This is a genomic window from Rhodopirellula sp. JB055 (assembly GCF_043100905.1).
In the GTDB taxonomy this organism is placed as follows: Bacteria; Planctomycetota; Planctomycetia; order Pirellulales; family Pirellulaceae; genus Rhodopirellula.
Window position 1 is genome coordinate 1 of sequence record NZ_JBICHO010000240.1, and the last position, 3,287, is coordinate 3,287.

Annotated in this window: 2 protein-coding genes; one reads left to right on the forward strand and one right to left on the reverse strand. The window is 56.3% G+C overall.

The features are described from left to right. Positions 1 to 4 precede the first annotated feature (4 nt). Entirely contained in the window at positions 5 to 997 is a 993-nt protein-coding gene (locus tag ACF8AM_RS09985) for a rhomboid family intramembrane serine protease (protein ID WP_392555498.1), read from the reverse strand. Positions 998 to 1,023: 26 nt separating this feature from the next. On the opposite strand from ACF8AM_RS09985, the gene ACF8AM_RS09990 reads away from it, so the two are divergent. After that, on the forward strand, positions 1,024 to 3,287 hold a 2,264-nt coding region (locus ACF8AM_RS09990; RefSeq protein ID WP_392555499.1), incomplete at its 3' end, for a PVC-type heme-binding CxxCH protein.

The following is a 3,287-nucleotide window of genomic DNA, read 5'->3' on the forward strand; positions in this document are numbered from 1 at the left end:
ATGGTCAAATACACTTGGGCGCCAGCGCGGCGATGGCGATTCCAGTCAGCAAGCCGCCAACGAGAGCCCCGTTTGCGATTTTCATGTTGATCAGCGGGGTCATGCAAGCGAACATGAAACCAAGCATCAGGTAGACATTGAAGGGAGGAATGCCAACCGGATAGGACGGCTGGAATTTGGGTCGGATCCATATGAATCCAAAGACGCCGAACACCGCTCCGGAGGCTCCAATCGCCATGGGGCCTTCCAGCCAATCGGGAAGGACGACTTGGACGATCGTTCCAATCAGGTGGGAGCCGATTAGCAGGCCAGCTAGAAACAGTGATCCGTGCAAACGCTCAACAACGCTGCCCAGTGTGAACAGGGCCATCATGTTGAAGACCAAGTGCATGGGCGACCCGTGTAAGAACGCAGGTGTGATCAGTCGCCAGACTTCCCCCTTTTTGATCGACACCCAGGGGTCACCTGTTTTTCGGTAGTCGACCTCGCCCGCGAGAGTTAGGCCGAAGAACAGTTTCTCTTCGAACGAAAAGTAGTCGCCTCGTTCCCACCCTTCCAACGTCATGTTGTTGGGCAGATCACGAAGCGGTTTCGGGTTGGCAAAATTGGTCATGTAGCTGATCACGCCACACACCACGATCATGCCGATGACAACGGGGATGTTGCCGGACATCGCGTTTCGACCACCGAATGCCCCCGACCGGCCGCGCAGTTTTTGCTGGGATTTCTTTTGCAAGGCGAGCTTGCGTTGCTTTTCCGCTTCGTCTTCTTTGCGCAAGCGTGCGGCTTCGACGGAAACGTCGAATTTTGCGGCGGTTGGTGATTGATTGAACTCTTCCATGGCTTCTCGAGCCGTCGCGACATCTTTCTCGTCGCGAATCCAGATATCATGGGAGTTTTCGTCGTGGTCGACTTTCGCAGGAATTCTTTGAGTCTGCAGGTAGTCGTTGAATTGGTCCGCCAGTTTGGGATCGGAAAAAGTGCCGATTCGCCGCATATCAATCTTTCTTGTTCGAAACGAAAATGACTTCCATGTTCTACGTTGATCTCGCGAAAATTGCACGGGTGGGGGCACATCGGAGCGGACGTCGGCCTGGTTTCCTGTGCCGCCAAACACGTGGGATGGCGTGGTTGGTTGGATTGCTGGCCTGTCTGATCGCCAGCCCTTCTGCGATCGCCGACGAGTTTCCAACGCCGATCAACACAGAACCTCTCGCAGAATTAGACGCCGATGGCAAGCTCGCCGGGCCGCCGCTGTTGTCGCCTGAGGAAGCGGCCGCCGCGATCGAGATGCCACCAGGATTCACAACAACAGTCTTCGCGAGCGAGCCGGACGTTCAGAATCCCATCGATTTGGCATGGGACAGAAAGGGAAGGCTGTGGGTGGCGGAGAACTACACCTACGGCCAACGCGGGGTGTCCTGGCGAGACGATCAACGCGATCGAGTGTTGGTGTTCGAGGATGAAAATCTCGACGGAGTTGCTGATTCACGCACCGTGTTCATGGACTCGGTCCAGCATTTGACCAGTGTCGAAGTGGGACGGGGTGGCGTGTGGCTGATGTGCCCCCCGCAATTGCTGTTTGTGCCTGATGCGGACAGGGATGCGGTTCCCGACGGTCCACCCCAAGTCATCTTGGACGGGTTCACGATCGCCGAGCAGAACTATCACAACTTGGCCAACGGATTGCGATTCGGGCCGGACGGATGGCTGTACGGACGTTGCGGTGGATCGTGTCCGGGACGCATCGCTTTGCCAGGCACGCCGGATGAAGATCGAACGGCGTTGGAAGGCGGCATTTGGCGATACAACGTGGACACGCGTCATGTGGAGGTGTTGTGTCACGGGACGACGAACCCCTGGGGCCACGATTTTGATCGTAATGGAGAGTTGTTCTTCATCAACACCGTCAACGGCCATTTGTGGCATGGCATTCACGGGGCTCACCTTCACCGACCGTTCACTTTGGACCCGAACCCGAACGCTTATGAGTTGATCGATCAGCACGCCGATCACTATCACTTTGACACGTCCGGCAAATGGCAAGACTCACGTGACGGAGCCGCGAACGACTACGGTGGCGGGCACGCTCACGTTGGCATGATGATCTATCAAGAGTCGACTTGGCCGAAGGAATACCAAGAAGACCTGTACACGTTGAATTTCCACGGACGTCGCGTGAATCGCGAGCGATTGGAACCTCAGGGAACGGGGTATGTCGGCAAGCACGAGAAAGACTTGTTCCTCAGTGACGACGTTTGGTTCCGCGGGATGGAATTGTCCGCGGGGCCGGATGGGAACGTGATTGTTTTGGATTGGGCGGACTTGGGCGAGTGCCATGAGCACTCAGGAGTTCACCGGTCGAGCGGCCGCGTTTTCCAAATTCGCTATGAAGCAGGAACTCCAGACGACGTGGCTGATCGACTGGCAAATCTGAACGAACCCGGAATCAACGTTGAGCAAACGATCGCGTTTCAATTGGCGGGCGATCGTTGGTTTTCACATCAGTCTCGTTTGCAAATCGCGGAAGCGGTTGCCGGAGGTGCCGACGCCAGCGAACTGAACACGGCGTTGTTAAAGCGATTTAAAGATGTCGAGGGAACCAATCCGCAACAACGCTTGCGGATGCTATGGACGCTGAACGTATCCGGCGGTTTGTCTCGCAAGATTTTGTTCGAAGGTGTCGCTGATCCGTCGCCGCACGTTCGTTCATGGTGCTTTCGGTTGATGACGCAACATTGGCCGATCGACGATGTGTTCGGGCCGACCGCGGCAAGCAAAGCAGCGGGAGAGAAAGTGAGTGACGAATGCCGCGCTTATTCGAGCGATTTCATGAAGCATGCCGAGGCCGATGTTGCTTCGGTGCGATTGACGCTCGCGTCGATTCTGCAGCGATTGCCGTTGGGTTTGCGAGGTGAACTGGCGGATTTCTTGACGGAGTTGGATTCTGGTATCGAGGACGCTGATGACCACAACCAAGGCTTGATGATTTGGTACGGCCTGATGTCGAGTGCGGAGAAGCATCCCGATGAGGTGCTTTTCGGCGGTGAGCAGTGCCAAATCCCGACGACCACACGACTGATTTCGCGAGCGTTGGCCGAACGAATTGACCAGCACCCGAAGGAGTTTGCCAGTTTGGTGACGTCGGTGACACGACGCCTGCGCGGCGATCATGATCTGGATGGCAAAGCCAACGTGTCGTGCGCGGACGCGTTATTACAAGGTGTGTCCGCCGGAATCGTTGGAGTTCGAACGGCGGAACGACCGGAGGACTGGAGCGATTTCCA

Coding starts and splice junctions, on each gene's coding strand:
- ACF8AM_RS09985 (WP_392555498.1), bottom strand. CDS start 997: ATGCGGCGAATCGGCACTTTTTCCGATCCCAAACTGGCGGACCAATTC.